Genomic DNA, 18,720 nt, shown 5'->3' on the forward strand with positions numbered 1-18,720 from the left:
CCCGCTCCTAACCTGCGGGGATGACCGGTATGAAGATCGACTCGCTGGCCCGTTGCCCGGAACTGGCCTCCCGCCTGCACGAGATGGAGGACTCCTGGCCGGAGTTCTCCACGCACGACCCGCTGGCGTGGCTGCTCTATCCGCGCATCGTCACCGATTTCCCGGAGTTCGTCTGGGTCGCGACCGAGGGCGACGAGGTGGTGGCCCGTGCCTACGCCGTGCCCTTCGCCCTGCACGCGGCCGGCCGGGACGGGGTGCTGCCCGGCCAGGGCTGGGACCGCGTCCTGATGTGGGCCTTCTCCGACCACCGGCGCGGCGTCCGCCCCGACACGCTCAGCGCGATCGAGGTCAGCGTCGCCACCGGTCGACAGGGCGAGGGCCTCTCGGGCCGGATGCTGGCCGCGATGCGCGAGGGGGCCCGCGCCGCCGGTTTCGCCGAACTGGTCGCCCCGGTCCGGCCGAACCGCAAGCAGGCCGAGCCGGACGCGCCGATGGCGGAGTACGCGTACCGGACCCGCGAGGACGGCCTGCCCCACGACCCGTGGCTGCGGGTGCACGTGCGCGCGGGAGGGGTGATCGACTCGGTGGCCCCGCTGTCGATGACGATCAACGGCTCCCTCGACGAGTGGCGCGGGTGGACCGGGCTGCCCTTCGACGAGCCCGGCCCCGTCCACGTGCCCGGGGCGTTGGCGCCCGTCCACTGCGAACCGGAGCGCGGCCACGCGGTCTACGTGGAACCGAACGTGTGGGTCCGGCACGGGCTCGGCGCCACCGGGGAGGACGCCTCGACTCAGAACAGCGAGACCGGGGCGGTCGCCGAGGAGGTGAGGTAGATCCCGTCGATGCCGGCGTAGGTGGCCCGGTAGCCGCGCAGGAGCTCGTCGAGCGGGATCGTCAGTCGGGGCGGGCTGTCGCAGCGCGCCTCCCCGAACTGGTCGGTGACGGCGGTGCACAGCCGACGCCCGCCGAGGGTGGTGAAGGTGACGGGCACGCCGTCGATCCCGGCGGGGGCGTCGACGATCCGTACGGTGGCGTTCAGGTTCTTCACGCCGAACAGCAGCCCGTTGAGCTTCGCCGGCCCGGCGCCCGCCACCGTGGCCACGGCGGGGCGGACGCGGTCGGGTGTGTCGCAGACCTGTGGGCCGGGGGCGAAGACCTGACCGGTGGGGCAGGCGTGCACGGTGGCGACGCCGGCGGCGCACTGCACGTAGAAGCGGTGGTCCTGGGGCCTCGGCAGTCGACCGTCCGCCCCGCACCTGTCGACGGGGGCCGCCCCTGCGGCCGGCGTGGCGGCGAGTCCCAGTGCGAGCAGTGCTCCGGCGGCGGCTGCGGCCATTCCCCGATGGGTGCGTAACACCATTCCCCCTGTAACCATGAGTAACTGGATGGATGCGTAGTGACTATATGCACGGCCTCCCGGTGGCACAACGGTGTCCCCGGCCGGCTCGCGCGCGAACGTCCGGTAGCTTGAACGCGTTCAGTTGAACGTGTTCATCGGATCCGGACGCGTGGTCCGGGGCGAGGGGGCGACCGTGGGGGTCGGAGAGGTGACGGGCGGGGGAGTGCACGCCGGGATCGGCGACGGGGCGCGGGACTGGGCCCATCCGTGGCAGTACGCGCTCGCCCTGTGCGCGCTGCTGTTCCCCGTGCCGTCGGTGCTGGGCTTCGACTCCTTCGTGGACGGGCCGTGCTACCTCGTGGTCTGCGCCGCGACGGCCGGGCTCGTCGCGCTGCCGCTCTTCCTCGGCGGGCGCCGGGCCTCGTTCGTGCGGGCCGCCGTCATCGTCGGGGTCGTCATCCTGGTCTGGTCGGTGCTCGGCGCCCTCGGCGGGATGGTGGTCTTCCTCCCGTCGGCGGCGCTGCTGTGGCTCGCGGCGGCCGCCGACCCCCGGCGCGGGCCCGCGGGGGCCGTGGCGGCCGGAGCCGGAGCGCTGCTGGTCGCGGTCATGGTGGCCGTCCCCGGCTTCTGGTGGCCGGGGGGCTGAGCGGTGACCGCCGCGCGGCCGGGCGGGTCCGCCCCGGCCGCGCGGGCTCAGGCGTCCGTGTCGGGGGCCGGTGCGAGGCCGTCCGCCACCAGGCCGGTCAGGACGGCCTGCCCCAGCGTCCGTACGGCGGACTGCGGGCGGACCATGACGGTGAACTCCTTGATCCGGCCCTCCTCGTCGAACTGGAGGAGGTCGATGCCGTGGATCTGCTTGCCGTCCACCAGGGCCCGGAAGGGCAGGATCACCGACGGTGCCTCGTGCCCGTCCGCGCTCGTCTCGGCGGCGCCGTCCAGGCGTCCGAGGTAGCGGAGGTCCTCGAAGGTGCGCAGCAGGACCCCGAAGAGGCCCATGACCATGGCCTTGCCCTCGAACGGCTTGAACTTGACCGGGCTGTAGAGCCGGATGTCGTCCGTGAACAGGTCGTCCAGGGCTCCCAGGTCCCCCTTCTCGACGGCGGCGCGGAAGCGTTCGGCAGTCTCCATGACCCCTCCTCCTACTCATCAATATGACTAATCACTTTCTTGAGTATCATGCGGCTGACGGACCGGAAAAGGGAAGGGGCTGAGCCTCGATGGCCTTGCGGCATGCCGTACTCGCGGCGCTGCTGGACGACGAGTACAGCGGGTACGAACTGGCGAAGGAGTTCGGCGTCGGCGTGGCGAACTTCTGGCACGCCCTGCCCCAGCAGGTGTACGCGGAACTCGCCAAGCTGGAGAAGGCCGGGCTCGTCGCGGGTCGGGAGGTGATCCAGGAATCCCGTCCCAACAAACGACTGTTCAAGGTCACCGAAGCCGGTCGGGCCGAACTGGAGGCGTTCGCCGTGGCGGACGTGAGGACCTCCGTCATCCGCGACGACCTCCTCGTCAAGGTCCAGGCGTCCGACAGCATCGGCGGCACCGCGGTGATCGCGCAGCTGGAGGAGCGGGCGGTCGCCGCCGACCGCAAGATCGAGTTCCTCGGCAAGCTGCTGCGCAACCTGCGCGGCGACGCGGCCGAGGAGGAGTACCTGCGTACGGGCCCCCGGGCCGGCGCCTATCTGACCTGCCTGCGCGGTCTGGCCTTCGAGCAGGGCCACCGCGACTGGTGCCTGCGGGCCGCCGCCGTGCTGCGCCTGCGCGAAGGGGGAACCGCCCATGTCGAGGACTGAGTACGCGCGCTACGTCGCCATCGGCGACAGCCAGACCGAGGGGGTCGGCGACGGTGACGACACCACCGGCCTGCGGGGCTTCGCCGACCGGCTCGCCGAGCACCTCGCGGCGGCCAACCCCGGCCTGCTGTACGCCAACCTCGCCGTCCGGGGCCGGCTCGCCGGACAGGTCGTCGCCGAACAGGTGGAGCCGGCGCTGGCGCTGCGCCCGGATCTGGTCACCGTCATCGCCGGGGTCAACGACCTGCTCCGGCCCGGATTCGACGCGGCCCGGGTGGCGGGCCGGTTGGAGGAGGCCTTCGCGGCCTTCGTCGCCGCCGGGGCGCAGGTCGCCACGGCGACCGTCCCCGACATCGGCCGGATAGCCCCCGCGGCCCGACCGCTGCGCCCCCGCCTGCTCGCGTTCAACGCCCACATCCGCGAGGCGGCCGCCCGGCACGGGGTCGTGGTCGCCGAGACCGGTCTGTCCGACGTCGGGGCCGACCCGCGCCTGTGGGCCGTCGACCGGCTCCACGCCGGGCCCCTGGGCCACGCGCGGATCGCCGCCGCCCTGGCGGAGGCCCTCGGTGTGCCGGGCAGCGACGACAGCTGGTCCCACCCGCTGCCGCCGCGCCCCGCCCCCTCCGCCCTGCGGACCGTCTCCACCGAGGTGGCCTGGGCCGCCGGTTTCCTCGGGCCCTGGCTCGGACGCCGGCTGCGCGGCCGCTCCTCCGGCGACGGGCGCACCGCGAAGCGTCCGGACCTGCTGCCCGTGCTTCCGGGCGCGGCGGCCCCCGCACCCGCCGTCACGGAGTCCGCGCCCGGCGTCGCCGAACCCGCGCCGGGGACCCCGTAGGCCCGGGCGGCGCCAGGCGCACACCGGACGGCGGGGGCCCGCGTCCGGCGGCGGGAAGGTCCGCGTCGGACGGCGGAAGGGCCGCGTCGGGCGCCCGGTGGGGCGTGGATCGGGCGTCCGGAAGGGTAGGGATCCCCGCCGGCCGGGTCCGCCGCCCCGGGGGTCGTCGCGAGCTGCCGGAGCGGGGCTGCCGGAGCCGGACTGCCCGGCGTCCGACGGAGCGGGAGAATGGAGGTCCGCGCCCCGACGGCCACTCCTCCGACGGGCGCATGGGCATCGCCTCCGATGTCGTCGCACCCGGCCGGCGCGGGCGACATACGGGCTTTGCATAAAAGTGCGGGGCTACGTATAGTCATGCCATCGATGAGGAGGATCCGATGGTGGTACGTGTAGCGGTGGCCGGTGCGAGCGGATACGCGGGCGGTGAGGTCCTGCGCCTGCTCCTGTCGCACCCCGAGGTGCAGATCGGCGCGCTGACGGGCAACTCCAACGCCGGCCAGCCCCTCGGCCTGCTCCAGCCGCACCTCGCGCCGCTCGCCGACCGGATCCTGGAGCCGACCACCCCCGAGGTCCTCGCCGACCATGACGTCGTGTTCCTCGCCCTGCCGCACGGCCAGTCCGCCGCCGTCGCCGCCCGACTGGGTGAGGACGTCCTCGTCATCGACATGGGGGCCGACCACCGACTGAAGGACTCCGCCGACTGGGACGCCTTCTACGGGGCCCCGCACGCCGGCACCTGGCCCTACGGCCTGCCCGAACTCCCCGGCGGCCGGGCCGCCCTGGAAGGATCCCGGCGCATCGCGGTACCCGGCTGCTTCCCCACGGCCGTCTCCCTCGCCCTGTACCCCGCCTACCAGGCCGGACTCGCCGAACCGGAGGCCGTGATCGTCGCCGCCACCGGCACCTCCGGCGCGGGCAAGGCGCTCAAGGCCAACCTGCTCGGCTCCGAGGTGATGGGCACGGCGACCCCCTACGGGGTGGGCGGCGTGCACCGGCACACCCCCGAGATGGTGCAGAACCTCTCGCCGCTGGCCGGGCAGCGCGTCAGCGTCTCCTTCACCCCGAACCTCGTGCCCATGCCGCGCGGCATCCTCGCCACCTGCTCGGCCAAGGCCCTCCCCGGCACCACCGCGGAATCCCTGCGCGCCGCCTACGAGAAGGCGTTCGCCGACGAACCGTTCGTCCGGCTGCTCCCCGAGGGCAGCTGGCCGACCACCAAGGCCGTCACCGGTTCCAACGCCGTCCAGATCCAGGTCGCCCTGGATACGGCCGCCGGACGGATCATCGCCATCAGCGCGATCGACAACCTGACGAAGGGCACCGCCGGCGGCGCGGTGCAGAGCATGAACATCGCCCTCGGCCTGCCCGAGGCGCTGGGACTTTCCGCCATCGGAGTCGCCCCGTGAGCCCCGTCCGGCAGCGCCGGACGGGCGACGGCGACACCCGCCGCAGCGGCGGAACGAACAAGGAGATGCAGTGAGCGTCACGGCAGCACAGGGATTCACGGCGGCGGGCATCGCCGCCGGGATCAAGGCGAACGGCAACCCCGACCTGGCCCTCGTGGTCAACCACGGGCCGCGACTGGCAGCCGCGGGCGTCTTCACCTCCAACCGCGTCAAGGCCGCGCCCGTGCACTGGTCCGAGCAGGTCCTGCGCGGCGGCGCCGTCGGCGCCGTCATCCTCAACTCCGGCGGCGCCAACGCCTGCACCGGCCCCAAGGGCTTCCAGGACACCCACGCCACCGCCGAGCGGACCGCCGAAGCCCTGAACGCCCGGGGTCTCGGCATCGAGTTCAACGCCGGTGAGATCGCGGTCGCCTCGACCGGCCTGATCGGCGTACTGCTCCCCATGGACAAGCTGCTGCCGGGCATCGACACGGCCGCGTCGGTCCTCGACACCGACGGCGGCGAGGCCGCGGCCGTCGCCATCAAGACCACCGACACCGTCCACAAGACGGCCACCGCCGGCCAGGACGGCTGGACCGTCGGCGGCATGGCCAAGGGCGCGGGCATGCTCGCCCCGGGCCTGGCCACCATGCTCGTGGTGCTCACCACCGACGCGGACCTCGACAGCGCCACCCTGGACAAGGCGCTGCGCGACGCGACGCGCACCACCTTCGACCGGATCGACTCCGACGGCTGCATGTCGACCAACGACACAGTGCTGCTGCTGGCCTCCGGCGCCTCCGGCCTGGTCCCGGCGTACGCGGACTTCGCGCAGGCCGTGCGGACCGTCTGCGACGACCTCGCCCGTCAGCTGATCGGGGACGCGGAGGGGGCGAGCAAGGACATCCGCATCGAGGTGATCGGGGCGGCCACCGAGGACGACGCGGTCGAGGTCGGCCGGTCCATCGCCCGCAACAACCTGCTCAAGTGCGCCATCCACGGCGAGGACCCCAACTGGGGCCGGGTGCTCTCCGCCATCGGCACCACCAAGGCCGCCTTCGACCCGGACCGGCTGAACGTGGCCATCAACGACGTCTGGGTCTGCCGGAACGGCTCCGTCGGCGAGGACCGGGACCTGGTCTCGATGAAGGGCCGCGAGGTCCGCATCACCGCGGACCTGTCCACCGGCGCCGAGTCCGCTGTCATCTGGGCCAACGACCTGACGGCCGAGTACGTCCACGAGAACAGCGCGTACTCCTCATGAGCGCCGCCACCGGAAGTGCCCGCAAGCACACGGCCCTGCCCAAGGCGGAGATCCTCATCGAGGCCCTGCCCTGGCTCACCCGGCACAACGGCAAGATCGTCGTGATCAAATTCGGCGGCAACGCCATGATCGACGAGGAGCTGAAGGCCGCCTTCGCCACCGACGTCGTCTTCCTGCGCCAAGCCGGCCTGCGGCCCGTCGTCGTGCACGGCGGCGGACCCCAGATCAACGCCCAGCTCGACAAGCAGGGCCTGGTCAGCGAGTTCAAGGCGGGCCTGCGCGTCACGACGCCGGAAGCCATGGACGTCGTACGGATGGTTCTGGCCGGCCAGGTCCAGCGCGAGCTGGTCGGGCTGCTCAACCAGCACGGGCCGCTCGCCGTCGGCCTGACCGGCGAGGACGCCCACACCATCACCGCCACCCGGCACAGCCCGGAGATCGACGGCGAGCTCGTCGACATCGGCCGGGTCGGGGAGATCACCGCGATCGACACCGGCGCGATCGAGGCCCTCCTCGCGGACGGCAGGATCCCCGTCATCTCCTCCATCGCGCGCAGCGCGGACGACCACCACGTGTACAACGTGAACGCCGACACCGCCGCCGCGGCCCTCGCCGCGGCGCTCGGAGCCGAGACCCTGATGGTCCTCACCGACGTCGAGGGCCTCTACGCGGACTGGCCGAACAGCGACGAGGTCATCAGCCGGCTCACCGTCAGCGAGCTGGAGAAGCTGCTGCCCGAGCTGTCGAGCGGCATGGTGCCCAAGATGGAGGGCTGCCTGCACGCCGTCCGCGGCGGCGTCGGCACCGCCCGCGTGATCGACGGGCGCGTCCAGCACTCGATCCTGCTGGAGATCTTCACCGACGAGGGAATCGGCACGATGGTCGTGCCCGACGGACAGCAGGACGCGCGGCCCGCACGGCACCACGAACAGCAAGGGGGAACGGCATGACGACGGCAACGGGCAACGAGGGTTACGGCGCCCGCTGGCAGCGGGCGCTGACCGACAACTACGGCACCCCCGCGCTCGCGCTCGTGCACGGCGAGGGCGCCCAGGTCCGGGACGCCGACGGCAAGCGGTACACCGACTACGTCGGCGGCATCGCGGTGAACGCCCTCGGGCACGCCCACCCGGCGATCGTCGCGGCCGTCACCGCACAGATCTCCACCCTCGGCCACGTCTCCAACCTGTACGCCTCCGAGCCGGTCCTCGCGCTCGGCGAGCGGCTGCTCCAGCTCTTCGGCCGCGACGGGCGGGTCTTCTTCTGCAACTCCGGCGCCGAGGCCGTCGAGGCCGTCTTCAAGATCGGCCGGCTCACCGGGCGCACCCACATGGTCGCCACCACGGGCGGCTTCCACGGCCGGACCATGGGCGCGCTCGCCCTCACCGGTCAGCCCGCGAAGCAGACCCCCTTCCTCCCGCTGCCCGGTGACGTCACGCACGTCCCCTACGGCGACGTGGAGGCCCTGCGTGCCGCCGTCACCGAGGAGACGGCGCTCGTCCTCATCGAACCGATCCAGGGCGAGAACGGCGTGGTCGTCCCGCCCGCCGGGTACCTGACGGCCGCCCGGGAGATCACCCGGGCCACCGGGACGCTCCTCGCGCTCGACGAGGTCCAGACCGGCATCGGCCGCTGCGGACAGTGGTTCGAGCACCAGGCCCACGAGGGAGTCGAGCCCGACCTCGTCACCCTCGCGAAGGGCCTGGGCGGCGGCCTGCCGATCGGCGCCGTCGTCGCCTTCGGCGAGAGCGCCGACCTCCTCCGGCCCGGCCAGCACGGCACCACCTTCGGTGGCAACCCCGTCGCCTGCGCCGCCGGCCTCGCCGTGATCGACACCATCGCCGCCGACGGACTGCTCGACCGGGTGAAGGCGCGCGGCGAGCGGCTGCGCTCCGGAATCGAGGGCCTGCTCGACGGCCGGGGCCACCCACTGGTATCCCACGTCCGCGGCGCCGGCCTGCTGCTGGGTATCGTGCTGACCGGGCCGCTCGCCGCGAAGGTGCAGCAGGCGGCTCAGGAGGCCGGGTTCCTGGTCAACGCGCCCGCCCCCGACGTCGTACGGCTGATGCCGCCGTTCGTCATCACCGAGGCCGAGGTGGACGCGTTCGTCGAGGCCCTGCCCGGCATCCTCGACGCAGCGGGACGATCCGGAGAATGAGACGACGATGAGTCACGCGCAGGAACACGAGCAGAACGGCCAGTCCGTCCCGCAGACCCGCACCGCCCGCCACCGCCGGATCGTGGACATCCTCAACCGGCAGCCGGTCCGGTCCCAGAGCCAGCTCGCGAAGCTGCTCGCCGACGACGGCCTGAGCGTCACCCAGGCGACGCTCTCACGGGACCTCGACGAACTCGGCGCGGTCAAGATCCGCAACACCGGCGGCGAGCTGATCTACGCGGTGCCCAGCGAGGGCGGCTTCCGCACTCCGCAGGCCCCCCTCGGGGAGTCGGCGAAGGAGGAAAGGATGCGGCGCCTCTCCGGGGAGCTGCTGATCTCGGCGGAGGCCTCCGCGAACCTCGTGGTCCTGCGCACCCCGCCCGGAGCGGCCCAGTTCCTCGCCTCGGCGATCGACCAGGCCGAACTCCAGGCGATCCTCGGCACCATCGCGGGCGATGACACGCTGATGCTGATCAGCCGCGACCCGGCCGGCGGCCAGGCCCTCGCCGACCACCTCCTGCGGCTGGCCCAGAAGGAGAGCTGAGGCCCGCGGCGGGCGCCGGGTCGCCGTGTGGCGCCCCGGCGGGCGTCTCAGTACCGCGTCACGTCCAGCGGGCCCGACCCCGTGCCGATCGCCAGGTGCGGGGCGCGGCGGGGGTCGGCCCAGCGGAGGATCTCGCGCATGGCGCCCTCCGGGACCGAGACGCAGCCGGCGGTGGCGCCCTTGCCGTTCACGTGCAGGAAGATGCCCGCGCCCCGACCCCGTACCGGCCGCTCGTAGTTGAAGCCGACGACCAGGGCGTGGGCGTACTGCCGCGCGTACGTCACGAGGTGCTCCGCCTCGGTGGCCGCGCAGTCGGCGGGCAGCGGCTCGACCCAACGGTTGTAGCTGCCCGAGGCGTTGTCCTGGCACCACCACGAACGGTCCGTCACCCGCCGGTAGGCGTACGAGGTTCCGGCCGGGGCGTGCGCGATGCCGAAGGCGTACGGGAGGTCGTACAGGCCCGTCGGAGTGGTGTTCGTGCCCTGGGTCCGGGTCGCGCCGTCGGTCAGGCCCTTCGCACCGAACCGGGCGGGCGCGCTGCCGGCCTCGTACCAGCGGCCGGCGCGCCGGTCCCACCAGGTCAGCAGCCCCGTGGTGGATCCGGCGTCGGGCGCGACGGCGGTGATCAGTTGGCTCCCGCCGCCGGTGTCGGCGAGACGGGCGGGCAACGGCGGGGGTCCGTGGGGGGCCGGCGGGCCCTGCGGGAGCAGGGCGGCGGCGATCAGCGAGCCGGTGACGAGGGCGGTACGCAGCACCCGTCGGACGGTACGGGCCCGAGCGGCGACCACCCCGCAGACAGGCCGCGCCCCCCGCCGTGGTGCACCCGTACGCCCCTGCCGGGCCCGGCAGGGCCCCGGCACCTCCCGACCCCCGCGACGACACGGGCGCGGGCCCGCCGACCGGTCGGGCCGGGCCTCACCGCCCGGGACGCCGGCTCGGGCCGGCCGACCGGCCGTTCTCCAGGACGTACCGCCGCGACAACCCCGCAAGCTCCCGGGGATCGAATCCGCCCCGCGCGGCCGTCGTCGCCCAGTCCCAGCGCCGCAGCAGCGGCAGGGCCACGTGCCGCAGCACCGGGTCGGGATCGTCCAGCAGGGCCACGGCCGCCCGCAGCCCCTCGTCCGCCCCCTGCGCGGCCAGCAGGCGCACGGCGGCCCTACGGGTGTGTGCGGCCCGGTCCCGGCCGGCACGGGAGGCCAGCCAGTGGGTCGGCAGCAGCCGTGCCACCGGCAGGAGCGACAGCGTCACCTCGCGGGCCACGGCCGGAGCCGGATCGTCCAGCAGCGGACGCAGCACCTCCGGGCGGGAGCCGGGGCCGCCGAGCTGCCGGAGCGCGGCGACGGCGGCCGCCCGGACCGGTCCGTCGCGGTGGTCCAACAGGCCGACCAGCACGGTGGAATCCTCGCGCCGGGCGCATTCGGCCAGGCCGAGCACGGCGCCGGGCGACGGGTCCCGGGCGCACCGCCGCAGGTAGTGCTCCCGGGCGTCGGCGCCCTGCCCGTCCCGCTGCCGGAGCAGCCACCGGGCGCACGCCCGGACCAGCGCGGACGGGTCGGCGAGGTGACGCTCGGTCTCCCCGGCCCGCCCGGCCGCCCGCAGCGCCGTGACGCCGGAGGCCCGGACGAAACCGGAGCGGGCCCCCAACAGGGCGTCGAGGGCCTCCGGGTCCGGGCCGTGCGCGGCCAGGGCGGCCAGGGCGGCGTCCGTCCACAGGCGGCGCAGCACCGCATCGGGTTCCCGGACGGCCCGCCGGGCCGCCTCGGCGGCAGTGGGCGGGGTGGTTTCGAGGGTGATCCGGACGGCCGTCCGCCGGGTCGGCAGGTGGTGGTGGCGGTACAGCCCCGTCAGGACCTCCGCGTGGGCGGGATCGCGCAGTGCCGCCTGGAGCGTCTCGACGGCCCAGCGGCCCTCGCGCCGTGCCCGCACGTGCGTCGCCATGGGCATCGCCGCCCGCAGGGTCCCCGGACCCGACTCGCCCAGCGCCGCGAGCAGGACCGACCGGGCGGCGTCGCGCACCTGGGGGACCCAGTCGGCGCAGCGCAGGACGACGAGCGGCAGCAGTTCGGGATGCCCGGGCGCCGCGCGGACCGCGGCCTCCCTGACCCGGCCATCGGGGTGGCACAGCGCGATCCCGGCCGGCTCGCGCCCGAGGCGGTGGTGGGGCAGTAGTCGGCGGACCCCGAGGTCGAGCATCGTCCAGGCGTCGGGGTTCCCGGTGTCGATCGCCGTGTCGAGGGGAGCGCCCTCGTGCCCGCCCACCTCGACCGTGCCGCCGTCGTGCGCGCGGCCCGTGACGCGCCGCACCGCGCGCTCCAGCCGCCGCCACGCCTGCGGGCCGTCACCGTCGAGGCGCCGCGAGGAGTCCGGCTCGTGGAGCGGACGCTGTGCGGGGGAGCGGAACCGGGTGGGGTCGAGGGGCGGGGGTGGCTGCATGGGCGCAGCCTAGGTCCGTCGGGTGGGGGCTGACCTCCCGATATTCCCTCGATTGACGAAACATGCAGAGCAGTGCATAGTTATGCCTGTCGTTGGGTGAACCATGCCGGACCCAGTGCGGCCCAGGGGTTCATCGAGATCTTCGGTCCCGCTCCGAGGATCGCCGCACGCCGCGACCTCGCCCGATCCCGGTCGTTCTCACCACGCAGTACGGGACGGTCTCCCCGCAACCTCCGCGACGGGGAGGCCGTCGCACCACCACCCTCATGAGGAGCAGTAGCTGTGAGCAGCAACAACGGTGACGTCCGGCTCTGGGGCGGCCGGTTCGCCGATGGCCCTTCCGAGGCCCTCGCGAAGCTTTCCGCGTCGGTCCACTTCGACTGGCGGCTCGCCCCGTACGACATCGCCGGCTCGCGCGCCCACGCCCGCGTCCTGCACAAGGCGGGTCTGCTCACCTCCGAGGAACTCGACCGCATGACGGCCGGGCTGGACCGGCTCGAAGCCGACGTCGCCGACGGCTCCTTCGTGGGCACCGTCGCGGACGAGGACGTCCACACCGCCCTGGAGCGGGGACTGCTGGAGCGGCTCGGCGCCGACCTCGGCGGCAAGCTGCGGGCCGGCCGTTCGCGCAACGACCAGGTGGCCACCCTCTTCCGGATGTACCTGCGCGACCACGCGCGGATCATCGGCGGGCTGATCGCCGACCTCCAGGACGCCCTGATCGGCCTCGCCGAGGCGCACCCGGACGTGGCGATGCCGGGCCGCACGCACCTCCAGCACGCGCAGCCGGTCCTCTTCGCCCACCACGTACTGGCCCACGTGCAGCCCCTGTCCCGGGACGCCGAGCGGTTGCGGCAGTGGGACACCCGCACCGCCGTCTCCCCGTACGGCTCGGGCGCGCTGGCCGGCTCCTCGCTGGGCCTGGACCCGGAGCAGGTGGCCGCCGACCTGGGCTTCGAACGGGGTTCGGTCGGCAACTCGATCGACGGCACGGCCTCCCGCGACTTCGTCGCCGAGTTCGCCTTCGTGACCGCGATGATCGGGATCAACCTCTCCCGGATCGCCGAGGAGATCATCCTCTGGAACACGAAGGAGTTCTCCTTCGTCACCCTCCACGACGCCTTCTCCACCGGCTCGTCGATCATGCCGCAGAAGAAGAACCCCGACATCGCGGAGCTGGCGCGCGGCAAGTCGGGCCGGCTCATCGGCAACCTGACCGGTCTGCTCGCCACGCTCAAGGCGCTGCCGCTGGCCTACAACCGTGACCTCCAGGAGGACAAGGAGCCGGTCTTCGACTCCTGCGACACCCTGGAAGTCCTCCTCCCCGCCTTCACCGGCATGATGGCGACCCTCACGGTCAACCGGGAGCGGATGGAGGAGCTGGCTCCGGCCGGTTTCTCCCTCGCGACCGACATCGCGGAATGGCTGGTCAAGCAGGGCGTCCCGTTCCGGGTGGCGCACGAGGTGGCCGGCGAGTGCGTCAAGGTGTGCGAGGGCGAGGGCATCGAGCTCGACCAGCTCACCGACGACCAGTTCGCCAAGATCTCGGAGCACCTCACCCCCGAGGTCCGGACCGTCCTGAACGTGAAGGGCGCGCTCGCCTCCCGCAACGGCCGGGGCGGCACCGCCCCCTCGGCCGTCGCGATCCAGCTCACGGAGCTGAAGGCGGACCTGGTCATCCAGCACGCCTGGGCGATCCACAAGCAGTAGTCCCCCCTGGGGGCCGTGCCCGAAGGGGCGGGCGGGAGCCGACCGTGCTCCCGCCCGCCCCTTCCGCGTCGGCGGTCGGCGGGGCTCCCCACCCCCTCCGCGTGGGGACCGGGATCAGTGCCCGTCCTCGGCCCAGGAGGCCAGGGCGTCGAAGTCCTCCCGTAGCAGGCCGTACCGCTCGTCGATCCGCATCAGCAGCGCGTGCGCCGGGTGCCGCGCCTCGACGTACTCCCGGTCGGCGTCGCCGATGTCGTCGTCGATCCAGGCGAACTCCCGCCCGCCCGCGTACTCCAGGACGTACTGCGTCTTCCAGAACGTGCCGCGCGGCGCCCGGCCGTGCATCTGCGGCCAGTCGATGAACGGCAGCCGGGGCAGTCCCAGGTGCGGGCCTATCCAGTCGTTCGCCTCGTCCTTCCAGGTCGTCGCCCAGACCAGTTCGTACGACTCCGCCAGCGCCAGCAGCTCGGCTCCGTGGTCGTGGTTCAGCCAGACCCGCAGCGGCTTCGCGCTCTCGGACTCCCGCCAGCCCGTGGGGCGCATCCGGTGCGTGCTGTAGCCCTCGGGGCGGCGTTGGGGCTTGGCCGCGTACGGGTTCAGCGGGCCGTCGACGTCGATCAGCAGCAGTGGCTTCCTTGATCTCATCGCGCAAGAATTCCTTTCGGCCGCCGGGGCCGGCAGCTCATTTTCGGGTTGACCCATCGATCGAATGAGACGAGAACGTCTCATTCGGGTTATGCTCGTCTCATGGCCATGGATCGTGACCAGGTGCTCCGCTCTGCGGCCGCCCTGCTTTCCCGCAAATCGACCGCGACGATGGACGAGGTCGCCCGCGCCGCCGGAATCGGCCGCGCGACCCTCCACCGGCACTTCGCCGGCCGGGACGCCCTCGTACGGGCCCTGGAGGAACTCGGCATCCGCGAGTTCGAGGTCGCCTTCGACAACGCCCGCCTCGAAGAGGACACGGCGGTGGACGCGCTGCGGCGCCTGGTCGCCGAGGCCGAACCGAACGCCCAACTGCTGGCCTTCCTCGTCACCGAGAACCAGCTCTTCGAGGGCGACCAGGTCAACGAGGGATGGGCCCGCCTCGACGCCCGCGTCAGCGCGCTCTTCCGGCGCGGCCAACAGGAGGGCGACATCAGGATCGACCTGAGCACCGCCTGGCTGACGGAGGCCCTCTACGGCCTCATCGGCGCCTGCGCCTGGGCCGTGATGGACGGCCGGGTCGCCGCCAAGGACTTCCAGTACATGATCATCGAGTTGCTGCTCGGTGGCGCACGACGGAGTGTGGAGTGATGAGCCGTACCGAACAGCTGAACCGGCGGACCGGAGCGGAGGGCGCGGGTCGCGGACGTTGGCTCGCCCTGTCCGTGCTCGTCCTGGCCGTGCTGCTGGTCGCGGTGGACGCCACCGTACTCGGTCTCGCCACCCCTGCCCTGAGCGAGGACCTCAAGCCGTCCGGCACGCAACTGCTCTGGATCGGCGACATCTACTCGTTCGTGATCGCCGGACTGCTCGTCTCCATGGGCTCCCTCGGCGACCGCATCGGACGCAAGAAGCTGCTGCTCGTCGGCGCCACCGCCTTCGGCGCCGTCTCGGTCCTCAACGCCTACGCGACGAGCCCCGAGATGATGATCGTCGCCCGGGCCCTGCTCGGCGTCGCCGGCGCCACCCTGATGCCGTCCACCCTCGCGCTGATCCGCAACATCTTCCACGACCCGAAGGAACGCAGCCTCGCCATCGGCATCTGGGGCGCCACCGCCTCGGCGGGCGCGGCCGTCGGACCGGTCGTCGGCGGAGCCCTCCTCCAGCACTTCTGGTGGGGCTCGGTCTTCCTGATCAACCTGCCGGTCATGATCGCACTGGTGCTCGTCGGCATCAAGCTCCTGCCCGAATCCAAGAACCCGGTGGCCGGCCCCTGGGACCTGGTCAGCGTCGCCCTGTCGCTCGTCGGCATCATCGGCGTCGTCTACGCCGTCAAGGAAGTCGCCACCCACGGCCTCACCTGGGGCGTGTGGGCCGCCGCCGTCATCGGAGCCGGCTGCCTGTACGCCTTCGTCCGGCGCCAGTTCACCCTGCCGTCCCCGCTCCTCGACATGCGGCTCTTCAAGCACCGCGGCTTCTCCGGCGCGGTCCTCGCCGACCTCCTCACCGTGTTCGGCCTCTCCGGCCTGGTCTTCTTCCTCTCCCAGTTCCTCCAGCTCGTGCAGGGCCGGGACCCCCTGGAAGCGGGACTGGCCGAACTGCCCGCCGCGATCGGCGCGGTCGTCACCGGTCTCGTCGCCGGCAGCTACGCCCGCAAGTACTCGGTACGGGGCATCGTCGCGGGCGGCCTCGCCGCCATCGGCCTGGCCCTGGCCGCGCTCACCGTGATCCACAAGGAGACCGGCTACCCGCTGCTCGGCGCCGCCCTGCTCGTCGTCGGCCTCGGCGCGGGCTTCTCCTTCACCGTCACCGCCGACGTGATCCTCTCCAGCGTCCCCAAGGAACAGGCCGGATCCGCCTCGGCCGTCTCCGAGACCGCCTACGAACTCGGCGCCGCGCTCGGCATCGCCCTGCTCGGCTCCATCGTGACCGGCGTCTACCAGAGCTTCACCGCCCCCGCCGGCGTCCCCGCCCCCGTCGCCGACGCCGCGCACGAGTCACTGGGCGGTGCGGTGGAGGCCGCGAAGTCCCTGGACCCGCTGACCGCCTCGCAGATGGTCGGTTCCGCCCAGGAGGCCTTCGTCGACGGCCTGCGGCTCGCCTCAGGCGTCGGCGCGGCCGTCCTCCTGGCCACCGCCGCGGCCGCCTGGTTCCTCCTCAGGGGCCAGCGGCTCCAGGACGGACTGGAGCACTGACCCGCCGTCCGCACGTCAAGGGGAGCCGCCCCGAACGTGGTTGACACCGCACGGAACGCCGGGACACCATCCCGGCGATGGAGATCAACGACCTGACCCCGGCCGAACGCCGCGTATGGGAAGCCTTCCCGCGCGGCGTTCGCGTCGATTTCCGGACGGATCCCGACGAGACCGGGGCCGGCGGGGCGACCTGGGGCCCCGAGCGGACCGTGCGCGGCGACGTGCTCACCGCCCTGTTGCTGGACGGCCCCCGCGTCGAGGGGCGGGTCCCCGGACTCAACCTCAGGGGCGCCCGGATCACCGGCCCGCTGAACCTCAAGTACGCCGTCGTCGAGCACGCCGTCCGGCTGCGGGCCTGCTGGTTCGAACGCCGACCCGTGCTCTACGGGGCCCAGCTCAGGTCCCTCGTCGTCAACGACTCCACCCTCCCCGGCCTGACCGCCGGCATGGCCCGCTTCGACGTCGCGCTCAAACTGTCCTGCTGCCGCCTCACCGGACCGGTCCGGCTCTCCGGGGCCCGGATCGCCGGCGGCCTCTTCCTGTCCAGGTCGGTCATCGGAGTCCTCCCGGGCGAGGGCGACCCGGAGGAGGCGGCGGAGCCTCCGCTCCAGGTCAACCATGCGGAGATAGGCGCTGACGTCATCGCCGTCGGGGTCACCGTGCACGGCGAGACCCGCGCCAACGGCTCCACCGTCGCCGGCCTGCTCAACCTCGACGACGCCCGGCTGCTGGCGCCCGGGGACACCGCCCTGCACGCGGAGAACCTCACCGTCGGCAGCGACCTGCGGGCGATGCGGGCTGAGTTCCGGGGCCGGATCAACCTCACCGGCTCCCGCATACCGGGCCAGCTCAACCTCGCCCACGCCCGCCTGCGCAACCCCGGCGCGGTGGCGCTGCGCGCCTCCAGCTGCGCCATCGGGGAGGTATGGCTGCGTGCCTGCCCCACGGTCGAGGGCGACGTGAACCTGCGCCGCTCCCAGATCGACCTCCTGCACGTGCCGCCGGGAACCTGGCCGTCGCGGATCCGCATCGACGGCCTCACCTACCGCACCCTCGCCCCCCACCTGCCCGCCACGGACCGGCTGCCCGCCCTGGAACGGGAGGAGTCCGGCTACCTCCCGTACGCCTACGAACAACTGGCGGCGGCCTACCGTACGGTCGGCGACGAGACGGCGGCCCGGACCGTGCAGCTCGCCAAGCTCCGCCGGCACCGCCGCACCCTGCCCCGGCCCGCGCGACTGTGGGGGCTGCTCCAGGACGTCACCGTCGGCTACGGTTTCCGGCCGCTGCGCGCGGCCGGATGGCTCGCGGCGCTGCTGATGACCGGGGCGATCGCCTACGGACTGCGCCCGCCGAGGGCACTGAAACCGGGGGAGGCCCCCGACTTCAACGCGGTCTTCTACACGATCGACCTGATGGTGCCGATCGTCGGCTTCGGCCAGGAGTCGGCGTACGCGCCGGGCGGCTGGTACCAGTGGCTGTCGTACCTGCTCATCGTGACCGGCTGGATCCTCGCCACCACGACGGCGGCGGGCGTCAGCCGGTCCCTCCAACGCCAGTGAACGGGCGTCAGGCGGCCTTCGCCTTGGTGGCGTACATGTCCACGTACTCCTGACCCGACAGGCGCATGACCTCGGCCATCACCGAGTCCGTGACGGCGCGCAGCACGTAGCGGTCGCGGTCCATGCCCTCGTAGCGGGAGAACTCCATCGGCTCGCCGAAGCGGACGGTGACCCGGCCCGGGCGGGGCATGCCCGCGCCGCCGGGCTGGAGCTTGTCGGTGCCGATCATCGCGAAGGGGACGACGGGCGCGCCGGTCATCAGGGTCAGGCGGGCGATGCCGGTGCGGCCCCGGTACAGGCGGCCGTCGGGGGAGCGGGTGCCCTCGGGGTAGATGCCGAAGATCTTGCCCTCGTCGAGGATGCGTCGACCGGTCATCAGGGCCGCGACCCCGCCGTTCGCACCGTCACGGTCGACGGGGATCATGCCGGCGCCGGTGAAGAACCACGCCATCAGCCGGCCCTTGAGGCCCTTGCCCGTCACGTACTCGTCCTTGCCGATGAAGTGGACCGTACGGTCGCAGACCAGCGGGAGGATCATCGAGTCGATGAAGGTGAGGTGGTTGCCCGCCAGGATCACCGCACCGGTGCCGGGAATGTTCTCGATGCCCTCCACGCGGGTGCGGAACATCAGGCGCATGACCGGTCCGACAGTGGCTTTGATGAGCGCGGTACGGAACAACGTGAGCCCTCCGGCATCGAAAAGCGGTTTCGCACCACACGGCGGTAGTGCAGGTGAGGACGATACTCGCGGGTCAGCCCTGATCGCACATCGGGTTCACGAGGCGGATACGTGATGTTGACGCACGTTTCCGCCATGTTCCGCGGTGGACCGCGTTCCCGTCACCCTCCCTTGCCTACCA

At 72.9% G+C, this 18,720-nt stretch carries 19 protein-coding genes; 13 read left to right on the forward strand and 6 right to left on the reverse strand.

The genetic code is table 11. The annotated features are described in order from the left end of the window. Positions 1–20: 20 nt before the first annotated feature. Entirely contained in the window at positions 21–833 is an 813-nt protein-coding gene (locus tag ACZ58N_RS26425) for an N-acetyltransferase (protein ID WP_471164536.1), read from the forward strand. Here ACZ58N_RS26425 and ACZ58N_RS26430 read toward each other — a convergent pair. Further along, positions 791–1,336 (reverse strand): chitin binding peritrophin-A domain-containing protein, encoded by a 546-nt coding sequence (locus tag ACZ58N_RS26430; RefSeq protein WP_471164539.1) that lies wholly within the window; start codon positions 1,334–1,336, stop codon positions 791–793. The two genes, ACZ58N_RS26425 and ACZ58N_RS26430, sit on opposite strands and share 43 nt — an antisense overlap. A 196-nt stretch (positions 1,337–1,532) precedes the next feature. Between ACZ58N_RS26430 and ACZ58N_RS26435 the strand changes: the two genes are divergently transcribed. Further along, positions 1,533–1,985, forward strand: coding sequence for a hypothetical protein (locus tag ACZ58N_RS26435; RefSeq protein WP_471164540.1), 453 nt, complete (start codon positions 1,533–1,535; stop codon positions 1,983–1,985). A 47-nt stretch (positions 1,986–2,032) separates the two neighbouring features. On the opposite strand, the gene ACZ58N_RS26440 is transcribed toward ACZ58N_RS26435, so the two are convergent. Then, positions 2,033–2,467, reverse strand: a complete 435-nt coding sequence (locus tag ACZ58N_RS26440; protein ID WP_471164542.1) for a nuclear transport factor 2 family protein — start codon at positions 2,465–2,467, stop codon at positions 2,033–2,035. 89 nt (positions 2,468–2,556) lie between these two features. Between ACZ58N_RS26440 and ACZ58N_RS26445 the strand changes: the two genes are divergently transcribed. The 7 genes from ACZ58N_RS26445 to ACZ58N_RS26475 all read left to right on the forward strand — a co-directional run bounded on the left by ACZ58N_RS26445 (position 2,557) and on the right by ACZ58N_RS26475 (position 9,318). Next, positions 2,557–3,132: a PadR family transcriptional regulator gene (locus ACZ58N_RS26445; RefSeq protein ID WP_471164545.1), complete on the forward strand. Its 576-nt coding sequence runs from the start codon at positions 2,557–2,559 to the stop codon at positions 3,130–3,132. Further along, a complete protein-coding gene (locus tag ACZ58N_RS26450) occupies positions 3,119–3,967 on the forward strand; it encodes an SGNH/GDSL hydrolase family protein (protein ID WP_471164548.1) in 849 nt (282 codons plus the stop codon). The genes ACZ58N_RS26445 and ACZ58N_RS26450 overlap by 14 nt, the downstream gene beginning before the upstream one ends. Positions 3,968–4,344: 377 nt before the next feature. Further along, the gene (gene argC, locus ACZ58N_RS26455) at positions 4,345–5,373 is read left to right on the forward strand and encodes an N-acetyl-gamma-glutamyl-phosphate reductase (protein WP_471164550.1); all 1,029 of its coding nucleotides are present in this window, start codon (positions 4,345–4,347) and stop codon (positions 5,371–5,373) included. A 70-nt stretch (positions 5,374–5,443) separates the two neighbouring features. Next, on the forward strand, positions 5,444–6,616 hold the full coding sequence (argJ, locus tag ACZ58N_RS26460) for a bifunctional glutamate N-acetyltransferase/amino-acid acetyltransferase ArgJ (RefSeq protein WP_471164553.1): 1,173 nt from the start codon (positions 5,444–5,446) through the stop codon (positions 6,614–6,616). After that, positions 6,613–7,566 carry an acetylglutamate kinase gene (argB, locus tag ACZ58N_RS26465; RefSeq protein ID WP_471164556.1) on the forward strand — a complete coding sequence of 318 codons (954 nt, stop codon included), beginning with the start codon at positions 6,613–6,615 and terminating at the stop codon, positions 7,564–7,566. Before argJ ends, argB begins: the two co-directional genes overlap by 4 nt. Next, entirely contained in the window at positions 7,563–8,774 is a 1,212-nt protein-coding gene (locus ACZ58N_RS26470) for an acetylornithine transaminase (protein ID WP_471164558.1), read from the forward strand. The genes argB and ACZ58N_RS26470 overlap by 4 nt, the downstream gene beginning before the upstream one ends. 7 nt (positions 8,775–8,781) lie before the next feature. Beyond that, positions 8,782–9,318: an arginine repressor gene (locus tag ACZ58N_RS26475; RefSeq protein WP_389707140.1), complete on the forward strand. Its 537-nt coding sequence runs from the start codon at positions 8,782–8,784 to the stop codon at positions 9,316–9,318. A 47-nt stretch (positions 9,319–9,365) separates the two neighbouring features. On the opposite strand, the gene ACZ58N_RS26480 is transcribed toward ACZ58N_RS26475, so the two are convergent. Continuing rightward, complete coding sequence (locus ACZ58N_RS26480) at positions 9,366–10,070, reverse strand: L,D-transpeptidase family protein (RefSeq protein ID WP_471164756.1); 705 nt, start codon at positions 10,068–10,070, stop codon at positions 9,366–9,368. A 163-nt stretch (positions 10,071–10,233) separates the two neighbouring features. Next, positions 10,234–11,751, reverse strand: coding sequence for a hypothetical protein (locus tag ACZ58N_RS26485; RefSeq protein WP_471164561.1), 1,518 nt, complete (start codon positions 11,749–11,751; stop codon positions 10,234–10,236). 282 nt (positions 11,752–12,033) lie between these two features. Between ACZ58N_RS26485 and argH the strand changes: the two genes are divergently transcribed. Beyond that, a complete protein-coding gene (argH, locus tag ACZ58N_RS26490) occupies positions 12,034–13,461 on the forward strand; it encodes an argininosuccinate lyase (protein WP_471164564.1) in 1,428 nt (475 codons plus the stop codon). Positions 13,462–13,575: 114 nt separating this feature from the next. Here the strand turns inward: argH and ACZ58N_RS26495 are convergent, their stop codons facing one another. Further along, positions 13,576–14,103: an HAD domain-containing protein gene (locus tag ACZ58N_RS26495; RefSeq protein ID WP_471164566.1), complete on the reverse strand. Its 528-nt coding sequence runs from the start codon at positions 14,101–14,103 to the stop codon at positions 13,576–13,578. A gap of 102 nt (positions 14,104–14,205) precedes the next feature. Here ACZ58N_RS26495 and ACZ58N_RS26500 point away from each other — a divergent pair, with 102 nt between their 5' ends. From ACZ58N_RS26500 to ACZ58N_RS26510, 3 genes are all read left to right on the forward strand, one after another. Next, a complete protein-coding gene (locus ACZ58N_RS26500; protein WP_471164568.1) occupies positions 14,206–14,754 on the forward strand; it encodes a TetR/AcrR family transcriptional regulator in 549 nt (182 codons plus the stop codon). Next, positions 14,754–16,298 (forward strand): MFS transporter, encoded by a 1,545-nt coding sequence (locus tag ACZ58N_RS26505; RefSeq protein WP_471164571.1) that lies wholly within the window; start codon positions 14,754–14,756, stop codon positions 16,296–16,298. Before ACZ58N_RS26500 ends, ACZ58N_RS26505 begins: the two co-directional genes overlap by 1 nt. A 77-nt stretch (positions 16,299–16,375) precedes the next feature. After that, positions 16,376–17,860 carry a membrane-associated oxidoreductase gene (locus ACZ58N_RS26510; RefSeq protein WP_471164574.1) on the forward strand — a complete coding sequence of 495 codons (1,485 nt, stop codon included), beginning with the start codon at positions 16,376–16,378 and terminating at the stop codon, positions 17,858–17,860. A gap of 7 nt (positions 17,861–17,867) precedes the next feature. Here the strand turns inward: ACZ58N_RS26510 and ACZ58N_RS26515 are convergent, their stop codons facing one another. Beyond that, positions 17,868–18,497 (reverse strand): lysophospholipid acyltransferase family protein, encoded by a 630-nt coding sequence (locus ACZ58N_RS26515; RefSeq protein WP_319192810.1) that lies wholly within the window; start codon positions 18,495–18,497, stop codon positions 17,868–17,870. Positions 18,498–18,720: the final 223 nt, after the last annotated feature.

This window comes from Streptomyces sp. NPDC040432 (assembly GCF_055595445.1).